A 24,873-nucleotide genomic window follows, 5' to 3' on the forward strand; every position below is an offset into this window, starting at 1 on the left:
GGGGTGCGCGATCATGCACCAGCGCGGGCGCGCAGTCACGCCCCCTCACGCCCCCTCACGCCCTGCGCCCGCCTGCCCGCCTCAGCTGCGCCAGGCCGGTGGCCACAGCGCCCAGTCATCGACCTCGAAGCGGCGCCGGATCGCCGGGCTCAGCGCCAGCAGCACCAGCCCGATCGAGAACAGGCACCAGATCGCGGGCATCTCGTTGGGGTTGTCCGTCAGCAGCCTGGCAAGGACCGGCCCCGCCAGCGCATGGAACAGGACGAAGCGCCAGGCGCCATAGAGCAGCGGTAATACGAAAACCGTGAGCAGATAGGTCGGGAAGGCCGAAGCCAGCATGTCCGGCAGTCCCAGCTTCATCAGCAAGCCGTTATAGGGAATGTCCCAGGCGATGTGCCATTCACCCGACACGAGGCAGAGCCGCGCACCGCACAAGATATCGCCCGGCCGGCAACGCCCCAGCGCCTCGATCGGCAGCAGTTGAGCCAGCATCACGCCTGCCGAAACGGCGCAGGCGCCGAAGACCAGCCACCGCATCCGCGCCTTCACCGGTGCGGGCACCAGTTCCATCATGAAGGCGTTGATGACGAAGGGCTGGAAGGCGATGTGCAGATACGACAGCAGCGTGATCGCCCTGTTCGCCGGGCTGCCGCAGTCGTCCACCACCTGGTAGCCGGCGAACTGCAGCGCCTCCATCACGGTGAAGTAGCCCAGCGCGACCGGGATCGCCGCCGGCTCGCGGCGCATCATCGTCACGCCTGTCGCAACCGCGCCGATCCCGACCATGCCCAGGGATGCCGCCTCGCTCCAGCACATCGGCAGGTCCTCCGATCGCCTGCACCACGCGCGGATCTTCCCCGGGCTTCCGCCGCGACGGAAACGCGGCGCCCATTCTGCTCGTTCTGCGCAAGGCGATCCGCATGGCCGACAAAGCCTTGCCGCGTTTCAGCATATACTGCCCGGCACCGTGCGGCAGCGCCTCGTGCGGATGTGCCGCAGGGCGGCGCCCCGCGGCATCCTCATTCGCCGCGAAACGCGGGGCGGCGCTTCTCGATGAAGGCCGCCATGCCTTCCTTGCGGTCCTCGGTCGCGAACAGCAATTGGAACGCCTTGCGCTCGAGCGCCAGCGCGGCATCGAGCGAGGCGTCCGCCCCCTTCACCACCGCCTCCTTGATTGCCTGCACCGCCAACGGCGGCATGCGCGAGATCGAGCCCGCCATCTTCAGCGCCGTGTCGAGGACCTCGTCGTCCGGCACGCAGTCGCAGGCCAGCCCCATGCGCAGCGCCTCGGGGCCGGTCACGGGCCTGGCGGTCAGGCACATCTTCATCGCGTTGAACTTGCCCACGGCACGGGTCAGGCGCTGCGTGCCGCCCGCGCCCGGCATGATGCCCACCCGCACCTCGGGCTGGCCAAGGCTGGCGCCCTCGCCCACCACGATCAGGTCGCAGGCCATGGCAAGCTCGAGGCCCCCGCCCAGCGCGTGGCCGCGGATGGCCGCGATCACTGGCTGGGGCGTCGCCGCCACGGTGTTCCAGTAGCGCTCGGACCGCCGTTGCATGATTTCGACCGGCGTCGCGGTGGCGAATTCCTTGAGGTCGGCTCCCGCGGCAAAGGCCCGATCGTCGCCCGTCAGCACCACCGCGCGCACGCCGGCGTCGTCGTGCAAGGCCGCGAATGCCTCGGCCAGCGCCTTGCGCGTCGCCATGTTCAGTGCATTCATTGCCTCCGGCCGGTTCAGCCGGACCAGCGCGACGCCGGGCTCGGGCCGCTCGGTGATGACAAGCTGGTCTGACATGGTTTCCCCCTTCCGCGTTTTGACTGGCAAAACACTATTCCATGTCTGCTTGGCTCTGCTAGTCTCCCGGGAAAACGGCCGACGGGAGGAAGGCGCAAGATGAAACCTGCGGATGCAGCCGATTACGTGCTGGGCGTCGCCGGCGCGGGCGCCATGGGCCAGGGCATCGCCCAGGTCGCGGCGGCGGGGGGCATGCGCGTGCTGCTGCTCGACGCGCGCGAGGGCGCGGCTGCGTCCGCGCGCGACACAATCGCCGGTCGGCTCGCGCGCCTTGCCGAGAAGGGCCGCATCTCGGCCGACGACGCCGAGGCCGCGGCGGCGCGCATCGAGCCGGTCGCAAGCGTTGCCGCCCTCGCCCCCTGCGATGCGGTGGTCGAGGCCGTGTTCGAGGATCTCGAGGTCAAGCGAAGCCTCTTCGCCCAGATCGAGGAAGCCGTCGCGCCCGACTGCATCATCGCCTCGAACACCTCGTCGATCCCGATCGCGCTCATCGCCCGCGCCTGCCGTTACCGCGCGCGCATCGCGGGGCTGCATTTCTTCAACCCCGTGCCACTGATGAAGCTGGTCGAGGTGATCCGCGCCGCCGAGACCGGCGACGAGGTGGTGGAAACGCTGGTCGGCCTCGGCCGGCGCATGACCCGCGTGCCGGTGGTGGTCAAGGACAGCCCCGGCTTCCTCGTCAACATGGGCGGGCGCGCCTTCACGACCGAAGGCCTGCGGATCGCGCATGAAGGCGTGGCCACGCCCGCCCAGATCGATGCGATCATGCGCGACTGCCGCGGCTTCCGCATGGGGCCGTTCGAGCTGATGGACCTCACCGGCATCGACGTGAACTATCCCGTGAGCCAGATCGTGTGGGAGGGCTATCAGCAGGACCGCCGGCTCGCGACCTCGGCCAATCACAAGGCGATGTTCGATGCGGGGCTGCTGGGCCGCAAGACCGGCGCGGGCTGGTACCGCTACGCCGGCGCCGACCAGGTCGACCCGCCCTCGCCCGATCACCAGACGCAGGCCGAGCCCGCCCGCACCGTCAGCCTCGCCGAGCAGGACGAGGCCCTCGCCACCTTCGCGGAATCCCTCGGGCTGCGCATCGCGCCGGACGACGGCACGGCACCGATCCTCGCCGCGCCCATCGGCGACGATGCAACCCATACCGCACTGGCCACCGGCGCGGATTTCCGGCGGCTCGTCTGCATCGACCTCGCCTGCGACACCTCGCGGCGCGTGACGGTCATGACCGCGCCCGGCGCGGACGCCGCGGCCCGCGACGCGGTCGCGGCGGCCATTGCCGCCTCGGGACGCAAGGTCACCGCGATCGGCGACAGCCCCGGCTTCGTCGCCCAGCGCATCGGCTCGATGATCGCAAATCTGGGCTGCCACATGGCCGAGATCGGCCTCGCCACGCCCGCCGACATCGAGACCGCGATGCGCCTTGGCCTGAACTACCCGCTCGGCCCGATGGGGCTCGCGGACGATCTCGGCCATTCGACCTGCCTGCGCATCATGGAGCGCCTGCAGGCGATCACCGGCGACGACCGCTATCGGCCCGCGCTGTGGCTCAAGCGCCGGGCCCTGCTCGGCCTGCCGATCGACACACCCTCCTGACGGGAGCGCATGATGTCCCGCGACCACGTCCTCGTCACCGGCGTCAGCCGCGGCATCGGCCGCGCCATCGCCGCGCGCCTCGCGGATGACGGCTTCACCGTCATCGGCATCTCGCGCCGTCCCGTCCCGGATTTCCGCGGCATCCATCGCGCCATCGACCTCACGGCCCCCGAGGCGCGCGAGGCCCTTGGCGCCATCGCCGCCGAGTTCGCGCCGCTGCGCCTCGTCGCCAATGCCGGCGTGGTCGAGGCCGCGCCCCTCGACGGCGTGACCACGGCGCAGTTCCAGCACGCGATGCGCGTGAACCTCGAATCCGTGATCTGGGCCATGCAGGCGCTGGCGCCGGCCATGCGCGGCGCCGGGTTCGGCCGGATCGTGACGCTGGGCTCGCGCGCGGCACTGGGCAAGGCCGAGCGCGCGGTATACGCGGCGTCGAAGGCGGGGGTTGCCGGCCTCACGCGGTCGATGGCGCTGGAACTCGCGCCGCACGGGATCACGGTGAACTGCGTGGCACCCGGCCCCATCGACACCGAGATGTTCGCCGAGAACCAGCCCGAGGGCTCGCCCGCGCGCCAGGCGCTCGTCTCCCGCGTGCCGCTCGGCCGGATGGGCGCGCCCTCGGAAGTGGCTGCCGCCGTCGCCTTCCTCGCGTCGGACCAGGCCTCCTACGTCACCGGGCAGACGATCTATGTCTGCGGCGGCTACAGTGTCGGAGGGGGTGCATGACCACGCTCGAGGACCTGCTCTGCCCGCGATCGATCGCCATCGTCGGCGCCTCGGACGACCCGACCCGCATCGGCGGGCGGCCACTCTCCCACATGATCAACCAGCGCTTCGACGGCGCGGTCTACCCGGTCAATCCCAAGCGCGAGACGGTGCAGGGATTGCCCGCCTATCCGACGCTGGCCGAGGTGCCGGGCGAGGTCGACTTCGTCCTCGTCGCCGTGCCCGCCGCGGGCGTGGCCGAGGTCGTCCGGCAGGCCGCCGAGAAACACGCCAGAACGGTCCTGATCTTCTCGTCGGGCTTCGCCGAGATGGGCGGTGATGGCATCGCCATGCAGGCCGAGCTCAGCCGCCTCGCCCGCGAGACCGGGGTGCGCGTCATCGGCCCCAACTGCCTCGGCGCCTTCAACTCGGCGACTCGGTTCTACCCGACCTTCACCTCGACCATCGACCGCGCGACGCCCGTGCCCGGCGGCATCTCGATCGCCTCGCAGTCGGGCGCCTATGGCAGCCACATCTACATGGTCAGCCACCTGCGCGGCCTCGGCATCCGCTACTGGCTGACCACCGGCAACGAGGCGGACCTGCACATCGCCGAATGCATCCGCCTGCTGGCCGAGAACGACGACGTCCACACCATCATGGCCTATGCCGAGTCGGTGAAGGACGGCCCCATGCTGTCCGAGGCGCTCGAGACCGCTCGCGCCGCCCGCAAGCCGGTGATCTTCATGAAGGTCGGCCGCTCGGCGGTCGGGGCGGCGGCGGCCTCGTCGCACACGGCCTCGCTGGCGGGCGAGGACGCGATCTACGACGCGGTGCTGCGGAGCCACGGTGCATGGCGGGCCAGGTCGACCGAGGAAATGCTCGACATCGCCTATGCCTGCCGGCCGCGCATCTATCCCGCCGGTCGGCGGCTGGGGCTCGTCACCATCTCGGGCGGCGCGGGCGTGCTGATGGCCGATGCCGCCGAGGATGCGGGACTCGACGTCGCCCCGATGCCGGCCGACGCGCAGGCCGAGATCAAGCAGGTGGTCCCCTTCGCCTCGGCCCTCAACCCGGTCGATGTCACGGCGCAATTCTTCAACGATCTTAGCCTTGTGCCTCGTTTTACCAAGGCGATGCTGGAGCGCGGCGGCTATGACGGCCTGATCGGCTTCTGGACCTCGGTCGCGGGCTCGCCGGTGCTGGCAACGCCACTGCTCAAGTCCCTGACCCAGGCCATGAAAGGCCGCGAGGACCAGATCTTCCTGCAATCGGTCGTCGCGCCCGACGAGATCCGCAAGGCCTACGAGGACGCGGGCTTTCCCTGTTTCGAGGACCCCACCCGCGCGGTGAACGCAATGGCAGCGCTGATGGCCTTTGGCATCGCGTTCGAGAAGGGGCGCGCCGATATGCCCGAGGCGCCGGCCCTGCCCCCACTGCCCGATGGCCCGATGGGTGAGCGCGAAGCCAAGCGCCTCCTGGCGGAGGCCGGCCTGCCGGTGGTCGAGGATCGTCTGGTGAGAAGCGCCGAAGAAGCAGCCGAGGCGGCCCGCGAGTTCGGCCGGTCGGCCTTCAAGATCGCCTCGCCCGACATCCTGCACAAGACCGAGGCGGGCGGCGTTCGCCTTGGCGTCACGGCCGATGATGCGGCGGCCGCCTTCGAGCGGATCATGGCCTCGGCCCGCGCCCATGACAGCAAGGCGCGGCTCGATGGCGTACTGGTCTCGCCCATGATCGAGGGAGGCGTCGAGATGATTCTGGGCGCCCGGATCGACCCGGTCTTCGGCCCCGTGGTCATGGCGGGTCTGGGGGGCGTCTTTACCGAGATCTTTCGCGACGTCAGCTTCCGCCGCGCGCCGGTCTCGGCCGACACGGCCATGGAAATGCTCGACGAACTCAAGGGCTCCGCCCTGCTCAAGGGCGCCCGCGGCCAGCCCGCGGCTGACGCGAGGTCATTGGCCCAAGCCCTTTCCCAGCTCTCGATTTTCGCCGCCGCACATGCCAACACGCTCGAGAGCGTCGAGATGAACCCCGTCCGCGCCCTGCCCGACGGCGCGGTCGCGCTCGACGCCCTGATCGTCACGCGAAAGGACCGAGCGTCATGACCCTGCCCCCCGCCCTCAGCCGGCTGCGCCTGCCGGTGATCGGCGCGCCGCTGTTCATCATCTCGAACCCCGACCTCGTGCTCGCGCAGTGCAAGGCCGGGATCGTCGGCGCGTTCCCCGCGCTGAACGGGCGCGAGGCGCCGGGCGACCCGATCGAGCTCGAGACCTGGCTGCGCCGCATCACCGAGGAGCTCGACCGCCACAACCAGGCGAACCCCGACAACCCGGCCGCGCCCTTCGCGGTGAACCAGATCGTGCACCGCTCGAACGCCCGCCTGCAGCGCGACATCGAGATCTGCCACAAGTGGCGCGTGCCGGTCTGGATCACTTCGCTCGGCGCCCGTCCCGAGGTGAACGAGGCGGCCCATGACTGCGGCGCCATCGTGCTTCACGACGTCATCAACGACCGCTTCGCCCGCAAGGCGATCGAGAAGGGCGCCGACGGGCTGATCGCGGTCGCGGCCGGCGCGGGCGGCCATGCCGGCACCACCTCGCCCTTCGCGCTGATCCACGAAATCCGCGCCTGGTTCGACGGGCCCGTGGCACTGTCGGGCGCCATCGCCACCGGTGACGCGGTGCTCGCCGCACAGGCCATGGGGGCCGACCTCGCCTATATCGGCTCGGCCTTCATCGCCACCCACGAGGCCCGCGCCTCCGAGGCCTACAAGCGCATGGTCGTGGAATCGAGCTCGGACGACATCGTCTATTCGAGCCTCTTCACCGGGGTGCACGGCAACTACCTCAAGGGCTCGGTCCGCGCCGCCGGGATGGACCCCGACAACCTGCCCGAGAGCGACCCCTCGAAGATGGACTTCGCCTCGGGCTCGTCGAAGCCGAAAAGCTGGAAGGACATCTGGGGCGCGGGCCAGGGCGTCGGCGCGGTGCACGAGGTCACGGCGGCGGCCCAACTCGTGGACCGGCTTGCCCGCGAATACGATGCGGCGCGCGCGCGGCTCGGCCTCTCGTCGGCCCGCGCGGCCGAGTGAGGCGCGACACGAGGAACATCGAGGCCGCGGCCCGGTGCCGGGGCAACGCAGGAAAGACCCAGACGGGCGGGAGGAAGACGATGGAAGCTGGCTATTTCGACGGTCCGGGCCCCGAGGCCCGGTTCAAGGCCTACCTCGCCGAGGGGCGCTTCATGATCCAGCGCTCGCGCTCGAACGGCGCACATGTCTTCTATCCGCGCGTCGCCATGCCCGGCACCGGCGAGGCCGATCTCGACTGGGTCGAGGCCTCGGGCCTCGGCACCGTCTATGCCACCACCTGCAACCGCGCGCGTCCCGAGCATGGCGGCGACTACAACATCGCCCTCATCGACCTCGACGAGGGCCCGCGTATGATGGCCCGGGTCGAGGGCATCGCACCCGACGCGGTGACCATCGGGATGCGGGTCCGCGCCACCATCGGCGAGATCAAGGGCGAGCCCGCCGTCATCTTCCAGCCGGAGGGCGCGTCATGAGCCTGCGCGGAAAAGCCGCCTGTGTCGGCCTCGCCACCGCCGGCTGCGGCGAGGCGCCCGGCCGCAACGCGATGGAGCTGATGGCCGAGGCCGTGGTCAGGGCGCTCGACGATGCGCAAATCCCGCTCGCCAAGGTCGACGGCCTCTTCGCCGCCACCGCCTTCCATTCCATGGCCGCGATGTCCCTGGCCGAGCATCTGGGGATTCAGCCCAAGTTCTCCGACGGCTCGAACATCGGCGGCTCGTCCTTCATGGCGCATGCGCTGATGGCCGCCATGGCACTCGATGCCGGGCTGATCGAGGTGGCGGTGATCGCCTACGGCTCGAACCAGCGCACGGCTGGCGGCTTCAAGTCGATCTCCGAGCCGATGCCTTTCGAGGCGATCTATGGGCCACGCAACCCGATCACGGCCTATGCTCTGGCAACCTCGCGCTATTGCCACGAGTTCGGCGCCACTCGCGAGGATCTGGCCGAGGTCGCGGTCTCGGCCCGCGCCTGGGCGAACCTCAACCCCGAGGCCTTCGCCCGCGGCCCTCTCGGTGTCGCTGACGTAACCGGCGCGCGAATGATCTCGGACCCGCTGGGCAAGCTCGACTGCTGCCTCGTCACCGACGGCGCCGCAGCGATCGTCCTGACCCGCCCCGAGCGCGCCAAGGACGGGCCGCGCACGCCGGTCTACCTGCTGGGCGCGGCGATGGAGCATCACCACCGCATGATCTCGGCCATGCCCTCGCTCACCACCACCGCGGCGGCGGCGTCGGGCCCGCGCGCCTTCGCCATGGCCGGCTGCACGCCCGCGGACATGGACACGGTGCAGCTCTACGACGCCTTCACCATCAACACGATCCTCTTCCTCGAGGATCTCGGCTTCTGCGCCAAGGGCGAGGGCAAGGACTTCGTCAGGCGCGGCCGCATCGCCCCGGGCGGCGCGCTCGCCGTCAACACCAATGGCGGCGGGCTTTCTTGCGTGCATCCGGGGATGTACGGCCTCTTCGTCACCATCGAGGCGATCCGCCAGATCCGCGCCGCCGCCGGCGACGACGAGGGGCCGCGCGAACCCGGCGGCTGGATCCCCGGCGCCAGGCTCAGCCTTGCCCACGGCAATGGCGGCGTGCTCTCGAGCCAGGTGACAAGCATCTGGGGCCACGGCGACACGCTCTGAGGAGAACCGCGATGGAACTCACCTACAGCCCCGCCGAGCAGGCGTTCCGCACTGAGGTGCGGGACTGGATCCGCGAGAACCTGCCTCCCGCCCTCGCGGCCAAGGTCAGGGGCGGCAAACGCCTCTCCAAGGCCGATTACGAGCTTTGGCACGCCCGGCTCCAGACCCGCAACTGGCTCGCCTGGCACTGGCCGGTCGAGCATGGCGGGCCCGGCTGGACCCCGGTGCAGAAGCACATCTTCGACGAGGAGATGATCGCCGCCGGCGCGCCGCGGATCATCCCCTTCGGCGTCAACATGCTTGGCCCGGTGCTGATCGAGTTCGGCACCGAGGCGCAGAAGGCCCGCTGGCTGCCGCGGATCCTGGACGGCTCGGACTGGTGGTGCCAGGGCTATTCCGAGCCGGGCGCGGGCTCCGACCTCGCCTCGCTGCGCACCCGCGCGGTGCGCCAGGGCGACCATTACGTCGTCAACGGCCAGAAGACATGGACGACGCTGGGCCACCACGCGAACATGATGTTCTGCCTCGCGCGCACCGACCCAGATGCGAAGCCCCAGGAGGGCATCAGCTTCCTGCTGATCGACATGGCCTCGCCCGGGATCGAGGTCCGCCCCATCGTCACCCTCGACGGCGAGCACGAGGTCAACGAGGTCTGGCTGACTGACGTGAAGGTGCCCGCCAAGAACCTCGTGGGCGAGGAGAACAGGGGCTGGACCTGCGCCAAGTACCTGCTGGGCTTCGAGCGCACCGGCATCGCCGGCGTAGCATTCTCGAAGGCCGCGCTGTCGCATCTCAAGCGCGTGGCGCGCGAGCGCCGCAAGGATGGCCGCCCGCTGGCTGAAAACCCTTTCTTCGCCGCCCGCATGGCGCGGCTCGAGATCGACCTGATGGCGATGGACATCTTCAACCTGCGCATGATCGCAGCGGCCGCGCAGGGCAAGTCGCCGGGCCCCGAGGCGTCGCTCCTGAAGATCAAGGGCACCGAGGTCCGGCAGGAGGCCTCCGACCTGATCCGCCGCGCGCTGGGGCCCTACGCCATGCCCTTCCTGCCCGAGGCGCTTGACGAGGGCTGGAACGGAGAGCCGGTCGGCCCCGACTACGCCAACACCGCCGCCACCCAGTATTTCAACCTGCGCAAGACCTCGATCTACGGCGGGTCGAACGAGATCCAGAAGAACATCTACGCCAAGCTCGCGCTCGACCTCTGAGGGGGACCCATGGACTTCACGCTCTCGGAAGAACGGCGGATGCTGGTGGAAACGGCCCAGCGCTTCCTGCGCGACCGCTACGACATGCCGACCCGCCACAAGGCCGCCGCCGCGCCGGACGGCTTCGATCGGGCTTTGTGGGCCGACATGGCCGAACTCGGCCTGATCGGTGCGCTGGTGCCGCCCGAGGCCGGCGGCTTCGGCGGCGCAGGCGAGGACGTGGCGCTGGTGTTCGAGCAGGTCGGGCGAGGCCTCGTGGTCGAGCCATTCCTCGCGTCGGGCGTGCTGGGTCTCTGGCCGCTGGTCCGCGCCGGCGAGACCGCTCTGGTCGAGCAGGTGATGGCGGGCGAGACCATAGCCGCCTTCGCCCATGGCGAGCCCGACGGGCGCTACGGCCTGGCCGAGGTGTCGACCCGGGCCGCCGAGGGCGACGGCTGGCGCATCACCGGCGCGAAGGCGGTCGTGCTCAACGGCGACGCGGCCGACGTCCTGATCGTCTCGGCCCGCGTGTCCGGCGATGCGGATGCCGAGGACGGGCTCGGCCTCTTCCTGGTCGAGGCGGCGGGCCCCGGCGTCACCCGCCGCGGCTATGGCACGGTCGATGGCGCGCGCGCGGCCGAGATCGTCTTCGACGAGGCGCCCGCCCGCCCGCTGGGCGAGCCGGGCCGCGGCTTCGCGCTGATCGAGGAGACCATGGGCCGCGGCGTCCTCGCCCTCGCCGCCGAGGCGGTCGGGCTCATGGAGGTCTGCAAGGACACAACGCTCGACTACCTCAGGACGCGCAAGCAGTTTGGAAGGCCGCTCGGCGCCTTCCAGGCGCTGCAGCACCGCATGGTCGAGATGGTGCTCGAGATCGAGCAGGCCCGTTCGGCGGTGATGCTGGCCGCCGGAACCTTCGAGGCCGACCGCCTCACCCGCGAGCGCAACCTCGCCGCCGCCAAGCACCTCACCGGCCGCGTCGGCCGGATGGTCGCCGAGGAGGCGATCCAGCTTCACGGCGGCATCGCCATGACCTGGGAGTACCCGCTGCCGCATTACGCCAAGCGGCTGGTGATGCTCGACCACCTGCTGGGCGACACGGACCATCACCTCGAGCGGTTCATCCGGTTGGGCCGGGAGGACGCGGCATGACCGAGGGGCGCATCGGGCTCGAGCGCAAGGACGCGGTCCTGACCGTCACCAACAACGACCCGGCCACGCGCAACGCGCTGAGCTGGGATTTCTACGACGGCTTCCGCGAGATCCTCGACGAGGCCGCCGATGACGCGCGCACACGCGCCATCGTGCTGACCGGCGCGGGCGGTTTCTTCTGCTCGGGCGGCAATGTCTCTGGCCTCGCCGAGCGCGCCAGAGCCACCCACGCGGTGCGCCGCTCCTCGGTCGAGCGGCTCCACGGCATGATTCGGGCGATGCGCGGCTGCCCAAAGCCCATCGTCGCCGCGATCGAGGGGGGCGCGGCTGGCGCGGGTGTCTCGATGGCGCTGGCCTGCGACCTGATCGTCGCGGCGCGCGAGTCCTATGTCTCGGTGGCCTATGTGCGCATCGGGCTCACGCCGGACGGGGGCGCCACCGCGATGCTGGGCCGCGCCCTGCCCCGCCAGCTGGTCACCGAGATGGTGATGACCGGCGATCGCGTGGGCGCCGAGCGGCTGCATGCGCTGGGCCTCGTGAACCGCCTGACGGCGCCAGGCGCTGCGCTGGCCGAGGCCCAGGCCCTCGCCGCGCGGCTGGCCGAGGGGCCCGCTGGCGCGCTGGCCGCGGGCAAGGCGCTGATCGGCGGCGCGGCCGAGGAAAGCCTCGACGGCCAGCTCGACGCCGAGGCGGCGGCGATCGCCGAGGCCCTTGGCGGGCGCGAGGCGGCCGAGGGGATCGCGGCGTTCCTCGAGAAGCGCAAGCCCCGCTGGTAGCCGCCACGGGCAGCCGCCCTACTGGTGCGGGGCGCCGGGCCCGCCCAGCGGCTTTTCGAAATGGAACCGCCGGATCCCGCCGCCGACGGTCTTGTTGCTCGCGGTGTCCGCGACCTCCTCGCGGGTCAGGCGGTAACCAGCGCGGCGATAGAACGCCAGCGCGGCCTCCTGCACCTCCGAGGTGCTCAGGACCAGCCAAACCGCGCCCGCTCGCCGCGCCTCCGCTTCGGCCCGCGCCAGCATCGACCGGGCGACCCCGCCGCGCCGGGCCGCGGGTGCGACATACATGCGCCGCAGCTCGAATGCGTCCGGCCCGGCCCGCTCGAGACCGAACATGCCGACGACCCCGCCGTCGCGCAGCGTGACCCAGAACCCGCCGTCGCGCGCCGCGTAATAGGCCCCGATGCAGCCGATCTCCTCGGCCAACGCGCGCTCGATATAGCGCTCGAACGCCGCCTCCTGCCCGCTCGGCGCAAGCTCGCGATTGATCGCGACGAAGAGATCGCGGACTGCGCCCGCATCGTCCTCGCGGAACGGCCGGATCACGGGGTCACCTGCCATCTTCGGCCCCTTGCCCTGCCGGCCGCCGAATGGCCGCCGCGCGCCCAGCATTGCATGGCACGCATCGCGCCCGCGATCACAACGTCGTGGAGCAACGCTATTTTTTGAAAATCCATTATTATCAACATATTGATCGTGCTTTCACGTGTGAAAGCCTTGGTCTTTCACACCGGTGGGCGACAGGTGGTTGCGCCGCTCGCGGTGGCACGCCATCATCGCGGCCCCATCATCCGCGGACCGGTCCGATGCGCCTGCGCCTCAAGATCTGCTGCATCGCCTCGCCCGACGAAGCCCGGCTCGCCGCGCGCATGGGCGCCGACCTGCTGGGGCTCGTCGGCCCCATGCCCTCGGGCCCCGGCGTGATCGACCTCGCCGCCGCGCGGCGCATCGCGGCCGCCGCTCCGCCCTGGGCACGGCCGGTCCTGCTGACATCCTCCGAGACCGCCGAGGCAATCGCCGCGGATGCCACCGAGGCCGGCATCGACGCTGTGCAGATCGTCCGCCACGTCGCGCCCGCCGAACACGACCGCCTCGCCCGCCTCGCCCCGTCGCTTGCCCGCATCCAGGTGATCCATGTCGAGGGCCGCGCCGCGCTCGACCTGATCCCGGCCTATGCCATGCGCGGCACCCAGGCCTTCCTGCTCGATTCCGGCCGCCCCGGTGCGGCCGAGCTGGGCGGCACGGGCCGGGTCCACGACTGGGAGGTCTCGGCCGAGTTCGTCCGCCGCTCGCCCCTGCCGGTCTTCCTGGCCGGTGGGCTTGGCCCCGCCAACGCCGCCGAGGCGGTCGCCCGCGTCCACCCCTTCGGCCTCGACATCTGCTCGGGCGTCCGCAGCGGGGGCGCGCTCGATCGGGGCAAGCTTGGCGCCTTCGTCGCCGCGGCGTTCCAGGGAGGGGCGGCATGACCATCGTCAACCTGGGCTCGATCAACATCGATCATGTCCACCGCGTGCCCCGCTTCCCGGCGCCGGGCGAGACCCTGGCCGATCTCGCCTACAGCGCGGGCCTCGGCGGCAAGGGCCTCAACCAGTCGCTCGCGGCAGCGGCGGCGGGGGCGCGGGTGATCCACGCGGGCGCGGTCGGCGCAGACGGGGTCTGGGCGGTCGAGAGGCTGGCGGCCGCAGGGATCGACACCTCCGGCATCGCCACCGTGTCCGAGGCCACGGGCCACGCCGTGATCCTCGTCGACCCCGAGGGTGAGAACCAGATCGTCATCCACGGGGGCGCGAACCGCACGGTCCCGGCCGCGGCAGTCGAGGCGGCGATCGCCGGCGCCCACCACGGCGACTGGTTCCTCGCGCAGAACGAGACCAACGGCACCGTCGAGGCCGCCGCGGCAGCGAAGGCCGCGGGCCTGCGGGTCGCCTATTCCGCCGCTCCCTTCGACGCGACCGCCTGCGCCGAGATACTGCCTCATGCCGACCTGCTCATGGTCAACGAGGGCGAGGCGATCAGCCTCGCGGCCCATCTCGGCCGCGCGCCGCAGGGTGTCGCCATCCTGGTGACCCTGGGCGCGCGCGGCGCGCGCCACATCGGCCCGGACGGGCGCACCGAAACCCCGGCCATCCCGGTCACACCCGTCGACACGACGGGCGCCGGCGATTGCTTCTGCGGCTATTTCCTCGCCGGGCTCGATGCCGGGCTGCCGGTATCTCGCGCCCTTCGCCGCGCGGCGGCGGCGGCGGCGATCTGCGTGACCCGCCCCGGCGCCGCCGACGCGATCCCAACCGGCTCCGAGGTCGACGCCTTCCTCGCCACCCGCGACCCGGAGGTCTCATGACACCCAACCGCATCATCATCGACACCGATCCGGGGATCGACGACGCCATGGCCATCCTGCTGGCCATGGCCGATCCGCGGATCGAGCTGATGGGCCTCACCTGCATCTTCGGCAACGTCCCGGTCGAACGCGCCACCCGCAACGCGCTCTGGCTGACCGAGATCGCCCGCCATCCCTGCCTCGTCGCCCAGGGCGCGCGCCACCCGCTGATGCGCCCGCCCCAGGACCATCCCGACTTCGTCCACGGCGTCGAGGGTTTCGGCGCCGAACCCGCGCCAGCCCCCCGCGCAACGCCCGACCCCCGCGGTGCCGCGCGTTTCCTGTGCGAGAGCGTGGCCGAGCACCCGGGCGAGATCACTCTCATCGCCGTCGGTCCGCTCACCAACCTTGCCGAGGCCCTGGCGCACGACCCCGCCATCGCCCGCGGGGTGAAGGGCGTGATCGTCATGGGGGGCGCTCTGCGGGTCCCTGGCAACGTCACGTCCCATGCCGAGGCGAACATCTGGCAGGACCCCGAGGCCGCGGCGGCGGTGTTCGCGGCCGACTGGCCCGTGACGCTCGTCGGCCTCGACGTGACCGAGGCCGTTCACGGCACGGCCGCGGACTTCGCCGCGATCGCCCGCGCGGCCCCCGAGGCGGGTGGCTTCCTCGACCGCGCGGTGCAGTTCTATTTCGCGTTCCACCGCGACGCGCACGGTCTCGACGGATGCCACATGCACGACCCCACCGCGGTGATCGCGCTCACCGATCCCGGCCTTTTCACGATCCACGAGACCCCCGTCCGCGTGATCACCGAGGGCGCCGAGGCCGGCCGCACGGTCGAGGGCGGCACCGGCCCGCGGCTGCGCGCCTGCCTGGGCGTCGATGCGGCCGCCGTGATGGAGGTTTACCGATCAACACTTTCCAATGGGCGCTTGCCGTGATGCCCCCGGGGGATAAACTGGCGCATTCATCCTGACGACCCGAGGCCCACCCGCGAGCGCCGATGTTCACGATCCGCACCGTCTCATACACCGACCCCGCCGCGCCGGCGGCCTTCGCGCGCTCGCTGCGCGAGACCGGCTTTGCCGTGCTCACCGACCATCCGATCACGCCAGACCGGATCGAGGCGACCTACGCGGCCTGGGGCCGCTTCTTCGGCTCGGACAGCAAGTTCGACTACAAGGTCAACCCCGAGCGGCAGGACGGCTACTTTCCCTTCAAGTCGGAAAACGCCAAGGACAGCCGGGTCAAGGACCTCAAGGAATTCTATCATGTCTACCCGGACGGCCGGGTGCCGCCCGAGCTCGAGGCGCTGACGCGAGGCCTTTATGACGACCTCGCCACGATCGGCCACACGCTGCTTGGCTGGATTCAGGACAACACGCCCGACGATGTCCGCGCGCGGTTCTCGGAACCTTTGCCCCGGATGCTCGAGGGCTCGCGCCAGAACCTGCTGCGCATCCTGCACTACCCGCCGCTGACCGAGGCGCCCGAGCCCGGCGCCGTCCGGGCCGCGGCGCATGGCGACATCAACCTGATCACGCTGCTCGTCGCGGGCTCCGAGCCCGGGCTCGAGGCGCGCGACACCGCGGGCAACTGGCATGCCGTGCCCTGCGATCCGGGCATGATGGCGATCAATGCGGGCGACATGCTCGAAATGGCGTCCGGGGGCCACTATCCGTCGACCGAGCACCGCGTCATCAACCCGCCGGCGGCGCGCAACGTCGCGCGGTTCTCGATGCCGATGTTCTGCCATCCGCGACCCGAAGTGGTGCTGAAGCCCGGCACCACGGCCGACGATTTCCTCACTCAGCGGCTGCGCGAGATCGGCCTCAAGGCGTGAACAACCAGCCGCGCAACGACGCGGCACCAGACAGGGAGCAACGAGATGCGTGTGATCAGCCTTCTTGCCGGCGTGGCGCTTGGCGTCGTCGCGACGGCCGCCAGCGCGGCCGACTTCAAGCCCGCGGTCGTGTTCGACATGGGCGGCAAGTTCGACAAGTCGTTCAACGAGGGCGTCTGGAACGGCGTCAAGAAGTTCATGGACGAGTCCGGCGTCGAGGTCATGGAGTTCGAGGTCACCAACGAGACCCAGCGCGAGCAGGCCATGCGCCGCATGGTCAGCCGCGGCGCCACTATCGTGCTGGGCGTGGGCTTTGCCCAGGCCGACGCGATCGACAAGGTCGCCGCCGAGCATCCGGACATCCAGTTCGCGATCATCGACGTAAGCTGGCTCGACCGGCCGAACCTGCGGCAGTACGCCTTCAAGGAGCACGAGGGCAGCTACCTCGTCGGCGTCGCGGCTGCGAACAAGTCCGAGACGGGCAAGGTCGGCTTCGTCGGCGGCATGGACATCCCGCTGATCCGCAAGTTCGCCTGCGGCTATGTCCAGGGCGCCAAGGAAACGGCTGACGGCACCGAGGTGCTGCAGAACATGACCGGCACCACGCCCACCGCATGGAACGACCCGACCAAGGGAGCCGAGCTTGCGCAGAGCCAGATCGACCGCGGCGCCGACGTGATCTACCACGCGGCCGGCGGCACCGGGCTTGGCGTGATCCGCGCGACGGCGGATGCCGACAAGCTCGCGATCGGCGTCGACTCGAACCAGAACGGCATTGCCCCGGGGCATGTGCTGACCTCGATGGTCAAGCGCGTGGACGTCGCCGCCTATGAGACCTTCAAGGACGCGATGGACGGCAATTTCACGAGCGGCGTGAAGATCCTCGGTCTCGCCGAGAACGGCGTCGACTGGGCGGTCGACGAGAACAACGCACCGCTTCTGACCGACGACCTGAAGGCGGCCGTCGAGGCCGCGCGCGAGGGCATCATCGCGGGAACCATCAAGGTCCATAACTACGAGGACACGGGCTCCTGCCCGTACTGAGTCGCAGGTGAACCCCGACGACCGCGCCGGGGGCACGCCCCCGGCTGTGCGGCTCAGCGGCATTTCGAAACGCTTCGGCGCGGTGCAGGCCAACCGCGACGTCGACCTCGAGGTCGCTCGTGGCTCGATCCACGGCATCATCGGCGAGAATGGCGCCGGCAAGTCGACGCTGGTCTCGATCCTTTACGGCTTCTACGAGGCCGACGCGGGCCGCATCGAGATCGACGGGCATGTGGTGGCGATCCGGTCCTCCGCCGCCGCCATCGCGCAAGGCATCGGAATGGTGCACCAGCACTTCATGCTGGTCCCGACCTTCACGGTGCTGGAAAATGTCATGCTCGGGGCCGAGGGCGGCCCGCTGCTTGCCCGAGGCGCGGCGGAAACGCGGGCCGAGCTTCTCGATCTCTCAACGGCTTACGGGCTCGAGGTCGATCCCGACGCGAAGGTGGGCGACCTCGCGGTGGGATTGCAGCAACGCGTCGAGATCCTCAAGGCGCTGCGGCGCGGCGCCAGGATCCTCATCCTCGATGAGCCCACGGGGGTCCTGACGCCTGACGAGACCGGCCGGCTGTTCGACATCCTGCGCGGCCTGCGGCGCGAGGGCGTCACGATCCTTCTGATCACCCACAAGCTGCGCGAGATCATGGCGGTGACCGACCGGGTCTCGGTCATGCGCCAGGGCGAGATGGTGGCCCATCGCGAGACGGCCTCGACCACGCCCGAGGAGCTAGCCGAGCTGATGGTCGGCCGCCGTGTCGCCGCCATGCCGCGGCGCGAGCTCGTCGCGGCCCTCGGGGTCGACGCCGGCGGCGGCGGCACGCCACGAGCGCGATCCCGGCCGCAACCCAATGCCGGCGCGCTCGAGGTGCGCGGCCTGGGATGGCGCGATGCTCGGGGCATCACGCGCCTTTCCGATGTTTCCCTGACCCTGCGCGAGGGCGAGATCCTCGGGCTCGCCGGCGTCGCCGGCAACGGGCAGTCCGAACTGCTCGACGTCCTGTCAGGGATCGCCACCCCACAATCGGGCGTGATCCGCATCGGCGAGAGGATCATCAACCGCGACCGCCCAGCGGGCCCGGCCGAACTGCGGGCCCTTGGCCTAGCCCATGTCCCCGAAGACCGCCACCGCCGCGGTGTCGTGCTGGGCTTCACGGCACAGGAGAACGCCGTTCTCGGCTACCAGCACGGCCCGGCCGCCGGCGACGGTCGGCTCCTCAGCCCGGCCGCCCTCGCCTGCCACTGCGCGGCATTGATGAAACGCTTCGACGTGCGCCCCGCCGCGCCGGGCCTGCGGATGTCGGGCTTCTCTGGCGGAAACCAGCAAAAGCTCGTGCTCGCCCGCGAGATCGAGGCCGAACCGCGTATCCTTCTGGTCGGGCAGCCCACGCGCGGCGTCGATATCGGGGCGATCGAGTTCATCCATGGCGAGATCCTGAAGCTTCGCGACCAGGGCTGCGCGATCCTGCTCGTCTCGGTCGAGCTCGACGAGATCCTCGCCCTCGCGGACCGCGTGGCGGTGATGAATGCGGGTCGCATCGTCGGCGAGCGCCGCCTCTCGGGCATCGACGCCGAGGACCGATCCGAGATCGGGCTGATGATGGCCGGCATCGCGCGCATCCGCGAACCGGCAGCTGCCCGCCCGGCCGCCAGTCCCGAGGCCGGGAGCGCCGAGGCATGACCGGGCTTCCGAAATGGGTCGACCTCGGGTTGCTGCCGCTGATGAACCTCGCGCTCGCCTTCCTGATCGCGGGCGGCGTGGTCGCGATCATCGGCGAGAGCCCCGTCGAAGCGCTGTCGGTGATGCTCAAGGGCGCCTTCGTCTATGACGGCGGGCTCGGCTACACGCTTTATTACACGACGAATTTCCTGTTCACCGGACTCGCAGTGTCGGTCGCCTTCCACGCCATGCTGTTCAACATCGGGGGCGAGGGACAGGCCGCGATCGGCGGCCTCGGCGCCATACTCGTCTGCCTCGCGCTCGACGCGGTGATGCCCGGCTTGATCGTCATCCCCCTCGCGATCGCGGCCGCAGCGGTTTTCGGCGGGGCCTGGGCCGTCGTCCCGGGGTGGCTGCAGGCCTACCGGGGCAGCCACATCGTGATCACCACGATCATGTTCAATTTCATCGCCGCCGGCGTGCTGGTGTCGCTTTTGTCCGGGCCTTTGATGCGCGCGGGTCAGAGCTCTCCCCAGAGCCGCGACATCGCCGAGGCGGCCCAGTTGCCCTTCATCCACGACATCGCCCGGGCTCTGGGGTTCCCCGCCACATCGACGCCGCTCAACCTCAGCTTCGTCCTCGCGCTGATCGCGGCAGTTGGGGTGTGGGTCCTGATCTGGCGCACCCGCTGGGGCTATGCCCTGCGCGCGGTCGGGCAGTCCGAGCCGGCGGCCCAGTATGCCGGCATTCGCGTGCCTCGGACGGTGGTGGCCGCCATGGCGATCTCGGGTGCGCTGGCGGGCTGCATGGCGGTAAACGAGATCCTGGGCGCACAACACAAGATGGTGCTGAACTTCACTGCCGGTTACGGCTTCACCGGCATCGCCGTGGCGCTGATGGGACGCAACCACCCGGTCGGCATCTTCCTCGCGGCGCTTCTGTTCGGCGCGCTCTACCAGGGCGGCGCCGAGCTCGACTTCGAGTTCCAGACCATCACGCGCGAGATGGTGCTGCTGATCCAGGGGCTCATCATCCTGTTCTCAGGCGCACTGAGCCTGATGTTCGTGCCCGCCCTTCAGCGCGTTTTCCGACCGGGGCCGGCGTGATGGACTGGGCGGCGCTCTCGGAACTCTGGATCGACACGCTGCGCATCCTCGACGGCAGCTTCCGGCTGGCGACGCCCCTCATCCTGTGCGCGATGGCCGGGCTGGTGTCCGAGCGATCGGGCGTGATCGACATCGGGCTCGAGGGCAAGATGCTCGCCGCGGCCTTTGCGGCGGCGGCCGTGGCAAGCCTTTCGGGCAGCCCCTGGGCGGGGCTCGTGGCGGCACTGGGCGTGTCGGCTGCGCTCGCGCTTGTGCACGGGTTTGCCTGCATCACCCATCGTGGCGAGCAGATCATCTCGGGCGTCGCCATCAACATCCTCGCCTCGGGCGGCACGGTCGTCGCGGGGATCGCTCTGTTCCGGCAAGGCGGCCAGTCGCCGCCCCTGATGGCGGACGAGCGCTTCCGCCCCATCGCCCTTCCGGGGGCCGAGGCGTTGTCGGGCATTCCCGTGATCGGGCCCTTCTATGCCGAGCTTGTCTCGGGCCACACGCTGCCAGTCTATCTCGCGCTGATCGCGGTGCCGCTGGTCGCGTGGATGCTCGCGCGCACGACCTTCGGCCTTCGCTTGCGCGCGACCGGCGAGATGCCGCTCGCGGTCGATAGCGCCGGCGTCTCGGTGGTGCTGATCCGCTACCGCGCGGTGCTGATCGCCGGTCTGCTCTGCGGTCTCGCTGGCGTCTTCCTCTCGACCGCACATGGTGCGGGCTTCGTGCGCGAGATGTCGGCGGGCAAGGGCTATATCGCGCTCGCGGCGATGATCTTCGGCAAGTGGCGGCCCTGGCCCGTGCTGGGCGCGTGCCTGCTGTTTGGCTTCCTCGAAACCGCGGCGGCGCGGCTCCAGGGGGTCCAGCTTCCGCTCATCGGGGAAGCCCCGGTCGAGCTGATCCTGATGCTGCCCTACGTCGCGACGGTGGTATTGCTGGCGGGCTTCTTCGGCCGGGCCATTCCGCCAAAGGCGCTTGGTGTCCCCTACCGCAAGGAGCGCTGAGGCCTGCAACCCAGGCTCGGCTCGCGCAGGGCGGACTGGACGTCACATTGCCGTTGCGCTAACCGGCGCCCGTCAGACACGGGCCGGAGAGGCGAATGATCCGAAAGGCACTCAAGCGATGGATGGCTCGGCATGCCTCGGGCTGGCGCTCGACGCGCCATCTCGAGGCGCGGCTTCGCTTTCCCGGCATGGACTTCCACGAAGCCCTGATCCGCGTGACCTACAAGCGCGTCTTCGGCGTCTGGCCCGATCTCGAAACACCGCGCACGATCTCCGAGAAGATGTGCTGGCTCAAGATCAACGACCGAAGGCCGGTCTGCGCCGAGATCACCGACAAGTACCGCATGCGCGGCTATGCCGAGCGGCTGGGGCTCGGCCACATGCTGAACGACCTGCACGCGGTCTGGGACAGCGCCGAGGCCGTGGATTTCCGCGCACTACCCGACGCCTATGCTCTCAAGGTCACGAATGGCAGCGCCTGGAACGTGATCAAGCGCCCCGGCGTCCCCATTGACGAGGGAGCAGCGCGCCGCCGGCTCGATCTTTGGATGAACACCAACATGGCCGATCACAAGGGCGAGTGGTATTACGCGGCCTCGCCCTCGCGCATCATCGCCGAGCACTATCTCGACAATGGCGGCGGCGACATCCCCGATTACAAGCTGTTCGTCTTCAATGGCGAAACGCGCTTCGTCCAGTTTTGCGAGGGCCGCTACCAGAACCTGCGCAGCATCTTCATGAGCCCGGAATGGGAGCCGCTGCCCTTCTCCTACAAGATGTTCAAACCGTTCGGCCCGCCGCCCGAGCGCCCCGCGCATCTCGAGGAGATGATCGCGGCGGCGCGCGCTCTGACCGAGGGGTTCCCGCTGGTGCGCGTGGATTTCTATGTCCATGGCGGAAGGCTGCTGCTGGGCGAGCTGTCGCTCAACCCCGTCGGCGGCTACACCGTCTTCCGGCCCGATGACTGGAACCTGAGGATCGGCGACTGGCTCGACCTGCCCGACAAGGCGTCGCTGGCGGCCTGAGCCAGGCCCTGGGCCATACCCTCGGCCCGACAACGCCGCGCCGTCAGATCAGGTCCGGGCGCTCCTCGGCGATCTCCGCGCGCGCGGCGGCTTCGCGCTCGGCCGCGGCCTCGGCGGCGCGACTGCGCCGGATCCGCTTCTTCAGAAGCCGCCGGCCGATGACCATGAACAGCACGAAATAGACGACCTGGAAGCCCAGCATCCCGAAGCCGATGGCAATCAGCCCCATCGGCCCCAGCAGCGGCAGAGCGATCGCGACGAAGACCGCCGTGGCAATCAGCTGGAGCACCAGCAGAGTGCCCGCCTTGTTGGCCGACAGGAAGGCGGGCTCGAGCGCGAAGCCCAGAACCCGCAGGAGAGAGCCCGCGATGAGCAGGTTGAAAAGCCAGATTTCGGCGACCAGCTCGGGCCCGAAAAGCACCTCGATCGCATAAGGCAGCACCGAGAACAGGATCGTGGCAAAAACCACCAGTGCCGCCCCCGTCATCACCAGCTGCTTCTTCATGATCCGGCGAATGCTGACCCAGTCGCCGCGCGCGGCAAGGCGCGAGAACTCGGGGAACAGCAGCGGCCCAAGCAGCCTCGTGGGCCGTGCCAGCGCCGTGGAAAACTGCCGAGCGATGTCGAAGATCGCGGCCGAGGCAGCACCAAGCTGCGCGCCGACCACCAGGACCGTGCCGTAGTTCACCACCAGAGGCGCGGCGCTGGCCAGGTTCGACATCCACAGATACCGCCACACCCCCGGGAACGCGGCAGCTGCACGGCTCCAGCGCAGCGTGAGCCTGGGCTTGAGCGCGCGACGGCGCATCTCGACGAAGCTCGCGACATAGACCAGCGCGCCGCTCAGGACCGAGGCGCCGAACCAGGCCAGTACGATGTGCAGCACCTCGCCCCCCAGGAGCCAGGCGAGCAGGACACCCAGGAACCGCAGGACCGAGTTCGACGCGTATTGCAGCGCCAGCATGTCGACCCGGTCGAACAGGCGCAGGACGCCGTTGGGCGTGGCATGCGTGATGAAGATGATCGACAGCATGTAGAACGGCGCGAAATCGACCACCCCGGGCGGCCACTCGAACCAGACGCGCGCCCAGGGAATGAAGACGATCGCCCCCGCGATGGCGATCACGAAGCTCACGACGTCGATCGACAGCGTGAAGCCCACCAGCTTGCGGAACTGGTTCCAGTCGCCCTGTTCCTCGAGGATCGCGCCGAAGCGCAGCACCGCCTGCCAGGACTGGAACTTGACGATCTCCGAGAACAGGCGCGCATAGCTTTGCAGCAGCAGGACGACGCCCAGGTCACCCAGCCCGAAGGCACGGGCGACCAGCACGTTGGTGCCAAGGTTCAGGAGCCCGAAAACCACGCGGCTGCCGATGATCATGCCGGCATTCTTCAGGAACCGCCGGTAGAGCTCGCGCAGATCCACCCTTGCCCCCTGACCCTTGGCCGCGCCGGCACCGGGTGCGGCCGGCGCGCCGTCGCTCATTCCAGCGGCGACGGGCTCGACGCGTCGAAGAAGGTGCGGTTCTTGCCGAACCTGCCCTTCTCGTCGCAAGCGAGCTTCCATTCAACGCCCGGATAGCGCCGCGCCGCCAGCACCATCTGCGTGTGCCACCAATAAGGCGGCTGCAGCGTCGTATGCGCGTTGCGCCCGTTGGGCAGCGACTTCTCGGCGGGGTAGCACGCCGCGACGACAAAGACGAACCGGCGCGCGCGGGCAAACATCTGATCGATGACCCAGGGCACGTCGAAGCTCGCCAGGTGCTCGACCACATCGGTCGAGATCACGCCGTCGAACTGCTCGTCGGGCAGGGTGGCAAAGGGGGGATGGCCGGGATCGTAGCAGCGCACCCGCACCCCGGGCCATGCCGTCACGGTACGCCAGGCGCTGTCCTCGGGCTCGCCCTCGATACGCGAATACTCCTTGCCCTTGCCCGAGCCGTAATCGAGCAGCGTCGCGGCACCGGTCTTCTTGATGAGCTCGGCGACCGTCTCGACATGCTTGCCCAGGCGATGCCCGGCGAAGGTCTCGGGCGTTTCGTGCATCTGCTGGTAGAGACGCACCAGCTCGGCGAACTCACGGCTCGGATGCTCGGCGGTGAACATCAGGTAGCCTGCCTCGTCCGCCGCCTTCTCCATGTCGTGCCAGAGATACCCCAGCGCATTCTCGCCATAGCGCAGCATCTCGGGGAAGGGTTTCCAGGGCTGCGTGTGAAGGGTGGTGTAATGCAGGCACCTGATCTGCGGCACCGGATGCTCACCGTCGCGCGAGTTCCAGACGCCGGGCAGCTCGCCGAACAGCCCCGTCGCGGACATCACGCCCTTGAAATGGGCATGCCCCTCGCCCGCCTTGACCGCGTCGAGCGTCCAGTGCGGCGCCATCACCTCGCAGTCGATCAGCATGACCGAGTTCTCCTTCTCGGAGATCGCGAGCACGCCCTTGCCCTGCATGTCCAGGTCGAACATCTCCGCCGGGTCGGACAGGTAGATCTGGTCCACGTCGTTGTAGATCCCCCGCCCGGCGTTACCGGCCAGGTGCGGGATGGCGTAGCGGTAGTTGGTGAAGCCGGTCTTCCATCCCTCGCGCGGGATGCCGTCGAGGTCGGACATCAGCGTGATCTCGTAGGCGCGCGCCGGGTCGCGGTGCTGCATCACCGACCACACGAAGATGCGCGTGGCGCGGTACTGGCGCGGCTCGGTCCCGAGGAAGATCCGCACCGGCGGCTTGCCCGAGGGCTCGTGCCCCTCGACCGGGTCGAGGCGGATCACCTCGGGCGTCTTGTTCGTGCCCATCGGCCGATGCGGATCACGGTCGAGCCAGAATTGCGGCTGCCGGTGATACCAATGGGTCTTGTAGGGGTTTGCCATGTCGCGGCCCTCTCTCGGATCGGCGCTGTTTTAGTGACGTATGGGGCAACCACGCAAGATGCCGGGAATG

23 protein-coding genes are annotated in these 24,873 nt (G+C 69.8%); 18 read left to right on the forward strand and 5 right to left on the reverse strand.

Annotated elements, in window-relative coordinates; all coding sequences use genetic code 11:
• Window positions 1-81 precede the first annotated feature (81 nt).
• Together H0I76_RS13740 and H0I76_RS13745 are read right to left on the reverse strand one after the other, a co-directional pair.
• Entirely contained in the window at window positions 82-816 is a 735-nt protein-coding gene (locus H0I76_RS13740) for a DUF5765 domain-containing protein (protein WP_200610813.1), read from the reverse strand.
• Between the two features lie 203 nt (window positions 817-1,019).
• A complete protein-coding gene (locus tag H0I76_RS13745) occupies window positions 1,020-1,796 on the reverse strand; it encodes an enoyl-CoA hydratase-related protein (RefSeq protein WP_200610816.1) in 777 nt (258 codons plus the stop codon).
• 99 nt (window positions 1,797-1,895) lie between these two features.
• On the opposite strand from H0I76_RS13745, the gene H0I76_RS13750 reads away from it, so the two are divergent.
• The 9 genes from H0I76_RS13750 to H0I76_RS13790 all read left to right on the forward strand — a co-directional run bounded on the left by H0I76_RS13750 (window position 1,896) and on the right by H0I76_RS13790 (window position 11,948).
• Window positions 1,896-3,401: a 3-hydroxyacyl-CoA dehydrogenase gene (locus tag H0I76_RS13750; RefSeq protein WP_200610819.1), complete on the forward strand. Its 1,506-nt coding sequence runs from the start codon at window positions 1,896-1,898 to the stop codon at window positions 3,399-3,401.
• Window positions 3,402-3,413: 12 nt separating this feature from the next.
• Complete coding sequence (locus H0I76_RS13755) at window positions 3,414-4,127, forward strand: SDR family NAD(P)-dependent oxidoreductase (protein ID WP_200610821.1); 714 nt, start codon at window positions 3,414-3,416, stop codon at window positions 4,125-4,127.
• Window positions 4,124-6,211: an acetate--CoA ligase family protein gene (locus tag H0I76_RS13760; protein ID WP_200610822.1), complete on the forward strand. Its 2,088-nt coding sequence runs from the start codon at window positions 4,124-4,126 to the stop codon at window positions 6,209-6,211. Before H0I76_RS13755 ends, H0I76_RS13760 begins: the two co-directional genes overlap by 4 nt.
• Window positions 6,208-7,197 (forward strand): NAD(P)H-dependent flavin oxidoreductase, encoded by a 990-nt coding sequence (locus tag H0I76_RS13765; protein ID WP_200610823.1) that lies wholly within the window; start codon window positions 6,208-6,210, stop codon window positions 7,195-7,197. Before H0I76_RS13760 ends, H0I76_RS13765 begins: the two co-directional genes overlap by 4 nt.
• Window positions 7,198-7,277: 80 nt before the next feature.
• On the forward strand, window positions 7,278-7,670 hold the full coding sequence (locus H0I76_RS13770) for a Zn-ribbon domain-containing OB-fold protein (protein WP_200610826.1): 393 nt from the start codon (window positions 7,278-7,280) through the stop codon (window positions 7,668-7,670).
• Entirely contained in the window at window positions 7,667-8,833 is a 1,167-nt protein-coding gene (locus H0I76_RS13775) for an acetyl-CoA acetyltransferase (RefSeq protein WP_200610828.1), read from the forward strand. Before H0I76_RS13770 ends, H0I76_RS13775 begins: the two co-directional genes overlap by 4 nt.
• Window positions 8,834-8,844: 11 nt before the next feature.
• Window positions 8,845-10,041, forward strand: a complete 1,197-nt coding sequence (locus H0I76_RS13780; RefSeq protein WP_200610830.1) for an acyl-CoA dehydrogenase family protein — start codon at window positions 8,845-8,847, stop codon at window positions 10,039-10,041.
• 9 nt (window positions 10,042-10,050) lie between these two features.
• Window positions 10,051-11,172, forward strand: a complete 1,122-nt coding sequence (locus tag H0I76_RS13785; RefSeq protein WP_200610832.1) for an acyl-CoA dehydrogenase family protein — start codon at window positions 10,051-10,053, stop codon at window positions 11,170-11,172.
• Complete coding sequence (locus H0I76_RS13790; protein ID WP_200610834.1) at window positions 11,169-11,948, forward strand: oxepin-CoA hydrolase, alternative type; 780 nt, start codon at window positions 11,169-11,171, stop codon at window positions 11,946-11,948. The genes H0I76_RS13785 and H0I76_RS13790 overlap by 4 nt, the downstream gene beginning before the upstream one ends.
• Before the next feature lie 18 nt (window positions 11,949-11,966).
• On the opposite strand, the gene H0I76_RS13795 is transcribed toward H0I76_RS13790, so the two are convergent.
• Window positions 11,967-12,509 carry a GNAT family N-acetyltransferase gene (locus H0I76_RS13795; protein ID WP_200610837.1) on the reverse strand — a complete coding sequence of 181 codons (543 nt, stop codon included), beginning with the start codon at window positions 12,507-12,509 and terminating at the stop codon, window positions 11,967-11,969.
• A 245-nt stretch (window positions 12,510-12,754) separates the two neighbouring features.
• Between H0I76_RS13795 and H0I76_RS13800 the strand changes: the two genes are divergently transcribed.
• From H0I76_RS13800 to H0I76_RS13840, 9 genes are all read left to right on the forward strand, one after another.
• Complete coding sequence (locus H0I76_RS13800) at window positions 12,755-13,414, forward strand: phosphoribosylanthranilate isomerase (protein WP_200610843.1); 660 nt, start codon at window positions 12,755-12,757, stop codon at window positions 13,412-13,414.
• A complete protein-coding gene (locus H0I76_RS13805) occupies window positions 13,411-14,289 on the forward strand; it encodes a ribokinase (protein ID WP_200610844.1) in 879 nt (292 codons plus the stop codon). Before H0I76_RS13800 ends, H0I76_RS13805 begins: the two co-directional genes overlap by 4 nt.
• Window positions 14,286-15,212 carry a nucleoside hydrolase gene (locus H0I76_RS13810; RefSeq protein ID WP_200610845.1) on the forward strand — a complete coding sequence of 309 codons (927 nt, stop codon included), beginning with the start codon at window positions 14,286-14,288 and terminating at the stop codon, window positions 15,210-15,212. Before H0I76_RS13805 ends, H0I76_RS13810 begins: the two co-directional genes overlap by 4 nt.
• A gap of 62 nt (window positions 15,213-15,274) precedes the next feature.
• Window positions 15,275-16,114, forward strand: a complete 840-nt coding sequence (locus H0I76_RS13815) for an isopenicillin N synthase family dioxygenase (RefSeq protein ID WP_200610846.1) — start codon at window positions 15,275-15,277, stop codon at window positions 16,112-16,114.
• 45 nt (window positions 16,115-16,159) lie between these two features.
• Window positions 16,160-17,158 (forward strand): BMP family lipoprotein, encoded by a 999-nt coding sequence (locus H0I76_RS13820; RefSeq protein WP_200610848.1) that lies wholly within the window; start codon window positions 16,160-16,162, stop codon window positions 17,156-17,158.
• A 7-nt stretch (window positions 17,159-17,165) separates the two neighbouring features.
• Window positions 17,166-18,836: an ABC transporter ATP-binding protein gene (locus H0I76_RS13825; protein ID WP_200610849.1), complete on the forward strand. Its 1,671-nt coding sequence runs from the start codon at window positions 17,166-17,168 to the stop codon at window positions 18,834-18,836.
• Window positions 18,833-19,921: an ABC transporter permease gene (locus H0I76_RS13830; protein WP_200610850.1), complete on the forward strand. Its 1,089-nt coding sequence runs from the start codon at window positions 18,833-18,835 to the stop codon at window positions 19,919-19,921. The genes H0I76_RS13825 and H0I76_RS13830 overlap by 4 nt, the downstream gene beginning before the upstream one ends.
• Entirely contained in the window at window positions 19,921-20,910 is a 990-nt protein-coding gene (locus H0I76_RS13835; RefSeq protein ID WP_200610851.1) for an ABC transporter permease, read from the forward strand. The genes H0I76_RS13830 and H0I76_RS13835 overlap by 1 nt, the downstream gene beginning before the upstream one ends.
• A gap of 95 nt (window positions 20,911-21,005) precedes the next feature.
• Window positions 21,006-21,935: an ATP-grasp fold amidoligase family protein gene (locus tag H0I76_RS13840; protein ID WP_200610853.1), complete on the forward strand. Its 930-nt coding sequence runs from the start codon at window positions 21,006-21,008 to the stop codon at window positions 21,933-21,935.
• A gap of 43 nt (window positions 21,936-21,978) precedes the next feature.
• On the opposite strand, the gene H0I76_RS13845 is transcribed toward H0I76_RS13840, so the two are convergent.
• Entirely contained in the window at window positions 21,979-23,421 is a 1,443-nt protein-coding gene (locus H0I76_RS13845) for a lipopolysaccharide biosynthesis protein (protein WP_200610855.1), read from the reverse strand.
• Window positions 23,418-24,803 (reverse strand): class I SAM-dependent methyltransferase, encoded by a 1,386-nt coding sequence (locus H0I76_RS13850; RefSeq protein WP_200610857.1) that lies wholly within the window; start codon window positions 24,801-24,803, stop codon window positions 23,418-23,420. Before H0I76_RS13850 ends, H0I76_RS13845 begins: the two co-directional genes overlap by 4 nt.
• Window positions 24,804-24,873 lie beyond the last annotated feature (70 nt).

Source organism: Thermohalobaculum xanthum, from assembly GCF_016623495.1.
In the GTDB taxonomy this organism is placed as follows: Bacteria; Pseudomonadota; Alphaproteobacteria; order Rhodobacterales; family Rhodobacteraceae; genus Thermohalobaculum; species Thermohalobaculum xanthum.

Bases quoted from the DNA above. Each gene is read 5' to 3' on its own strand.
- H0I76_RS13740 (WP_200610813.1), bottom strand. From the start codon at position 816: ATGTGCTGGAGCGAGGCGGCATCCCTGGGCATGGTCGGGATCGGCGCG.
- H0I76_RS13745 (WP_200610816.1), bottom strand. From the start codon at position 1,796: ATGTCAGACCAGCTTGTCATCACCGAGCGGCCCGAGCCCGGCGTCGCG.
- H0I76_RS13750 (WP_200610819.1), top strand. From the start codon at position 1,896: ATGAAACCTGCGGATGCAGCCGATTACGTGCTGGGCGTCGCCGGCGCG.
- H0I76_RS13755 (WP_200610821.1), top strand. From the start codon at position 3,414: ATGTCCCGCGACCACGTCCTCGTCACCGGCGTCAGCCGCGGCATCGGC.
- H0I76_RS13760 (WP_200610822.1), top strand. From the start codon at position 4,124: ATGACCACGCTCGAGGACCTGCTCTGCCCGCGATCGATCGCCATCGTC.
- H0I76_RS13765 (WP_200610823.1), top strand. From the start codon at position 6,208: ATGACCCTGCCCCCCGCCCTCAGCCGGCTGCGCCTGCCGGTGATCGGC.
- H0I76_RS13770 (WP_200610826.1), top strand. From the start codon at position 7,278: ATGGAAGCTGGCTATTTCGACGGTCCGGGCCCCGAGGCCCGGTTCAAG.
- H0I76_RS13775 (WP_200610828.1), top strand. From the start codon at position 7,667: ATGAGCCTGCGCGGAAAAGCCGCCTGTGTCGGCCTCGCCACCGCCGGC.
- H0I76_RS13780 (WP_200610830.1), top strand. From the start codon at position 8,845: ATGGAACTCACCTACAGCCCCGCCGAGCAGGCGTTCCGCACTGAGGTG.
- H0I76_RS13785 (WP_200610832.1), top strand. From the start codon at position 10,051: ATGGACTTCACGCTCTCGGAAGAACGGCGGATGCTGGTGGAAACGGCC.
- H0I76_RS13790 (WP_200610834.1), top strand. From the start codon at position 11,169: ATGACCGAGGGGCGCATCGGGCTCGAGCGCAAGGACGCGGTCCTGACC.
- H0I76_RS13795 (WP_200610837.1), bottom strand. From the start codon at position 12,509: ATGGCAGGTGACCCCGTGATCCGGCCGTTCCGCGAGGACGATGCGGGC.
- H0I76_RS13800 (WP_200610843.1), top strand. From the start codon at position 12,755: ATGCGCCTGCGCCTCAAGATCTGCTGCATCGCCTCGCCCGACGAAGCC.
- H0I76_RS13805 (WP_200610844.1), top strand. From the start codon at position 13,411: ATGACCATCGTCAACCTGGGCTCGATCAACATCGATCATGTCCACCGC.
- H0I76_RS13810 (WP_200610845.1), top strand. From the start codon at position 14,286: ATGACACCCAACCGCATCATCATCGACACCGATCCGGGGATCGACGAC.
- H0I76_RS13815 (WP_200610846.1), top strand. From the start codon at position 15,275: ATGTTCACGATCCGCACCGTCTCATACACCGACCCCGCCGCGCCGGCG.
- H0I76_RS13820 (WP_200610848.1), top strand. From the start codon at position 16,160: ATGCGTGTGATCAGCCTTCTTGCCGGCGTGGCGCTTGGCGTCGTCGCG.
- H0I76_RS13830 (WP_200610850.1), top strand. From the start codon at position 18,833: ATGACCGGGCTTCCGAAATGGGTCGACCTCGGGTTGCTGCCGCTGATG.
- H0I76_RS13835 (WP_200610851.1), top strand. From the start codon at position 19,921: ATGGACTGGGCGGCGCTCTCGGAACTCTGGATCGACACGCTGCGCATC.
- H0I76_RS13840 (WP_200610853.1), top strand. From the start codon at position 21,006: ATGATCCGAAAGGCACTCAAGCGATGGATGGCTCGGCATGCCTCGGGC.
- H0I76_RS13845 (WP_200610855.1), bottom strand. From the start codon at position 23,421: ATGAGCGACGGCGCGCCGGCCGCACCCGGTGCCGGCGCGGCCAAGGGT.
- H0I76_RS13850 (WP_200610857.1), bottom strand. From the start codon at position 24,803: ATGGCAAACCCCTACAAGACCCATTGGTATCACCGGCAGCCGCAATTC.